This window comes from Phytoactinopolyspora endophytica (genome assembly GCF_004138495.1).
In the GTDB taxonomy this organism is placed as follows: Bacteria; Actinomycetota; Actinomycetes; order Jiangellales; family Jiangellaceae; genus Phytoactinopolyspora; species Phytoactinopolyspora endophytica.
On sequence record NZ_ML142867.1, the window covers coordinates 8319 to 9602 of the forward strand.

At 65.9% G+C, this 1284-nt stretch carries 2 protein-coding genes; both read left to right on the forward strand.

The features are described from left to right. A partial coding sequence (locus ELR45_RS27770) for a substrate-binding domain-containing protein (protein ID WP_165368156.1) occupies positions 1-421 on the forward strand: 421 nt, incomplete at its 5' end. A gap of 56 nt (positions 422-477) precedes the next feature. Next, positions 478-1284, forward strand: an 807-nt coding sequence (locus tag ELR45_RS27775) for an ROK family transcriptional regulator (protein WP_165368157.1), incomplete at its 3' end; no start/stop codon positions are given.

The following is a 1284-nucleotide window of genomic DNA, read 5'->3' on the forward strand; positions in this document are numbered from 1 at the left end:
CGCGCAGCACCGGGTCGCCCTCGTCGGCTTCGATGACGTGGAACTCGCCGACCTCATCAGCCCCGGCCTCACAGTCATCGCCCAGAACCCCGTCGCCGTCGGACGACGCGCGGCACAGCTACTCCTCGCCCAGCTGGCGAACACCCCGGGAGAACTCCACGGGGAACGCATCCCCACCACACTCATCCCACGCGGATCAGGAGAGCTACCCGGTCCTCACCACGACACCAGAGAAGCCGCGCAAGATATTGGGATCGAGGATCTCCAAGCGGCTACGCCGCGCCTGGGACTTCACCCGGAAGCAGTGACCCCTTTTGGGACGGCGGCAGGTTTGCCAGAGCCGGGGGATGGGGTCACGCCTCGTCCGCAAAAGTCATCGCCAAGGAGTGTGTCAACAATATGGGCACTAAATGATCACTGACGGATCGTTTTGTTCATATTGTTGACATGCTGCGCCACGTCCGCCATGCTCCCTTCATGGCCGACGTCGTCGTGGATGGATCCCAGCGCTCGCTGCGGCAGAGCAACCGGGATCGGTTGCTTGGACTACTGCGAGAGAACGGTGTACTGCACCGTGCCGAACTGGCCAGGAGAGCCGGTGTCTCACGCACAACGGTGTCGACGATCGCCGCTGATCTGCTCGCGGAGGGCTTGGTCGTCGAGGTGGCTGAGGACACGGCCCACGACACCCCCGGCGTCGTCACCGCCGACGAGGACAGTCCGGAGTCCGAACGCAAAGGCTCGCGGCCGCGCACGGGTCTGAGTCTCAATCCCAAGGCCGGTGCGGTCATCGGACTCGACTTCAGCGCCGATGCGGTCATCGGCGTCCTGGCCGACCTCGGCCACGAGGTACTCGCCGAGGACACCCGGGACCTCGCACCCGACCTGCCCTGGGAGCGTCGTCTGGATGTCGGTACTGAGCTGGCTGAACGGCTTCTGGCCAGGGCCGGCATACATTGGTCCCGGATTGTCAGTGCCGGTCTCGGCGTTCCCGGCCCGGTCAACCAGAGCACCGGCGAGATCGGCGCGTCCAGCCGCTCGCTGCCATGGTCCGGCGCGCATGCCGCCGCGGACCTGGGTCGCCGGCTGAATGTCTCGGTCAGCATGGACAACACCGCTCATCTCGGGGCACTGGCAGAGATCGCGTGGGGCGTGGCTCAGGGCTGCCGCAACGTGATCTATGTGAAAATCTCCTCCGGGGTCAGCGCCGGGCTGATTGTCGACGGCAACGTCTTCGGTGGCGCGATCGGCGCCACCGGAGCACTCGGCCACATGCCCGTGGAC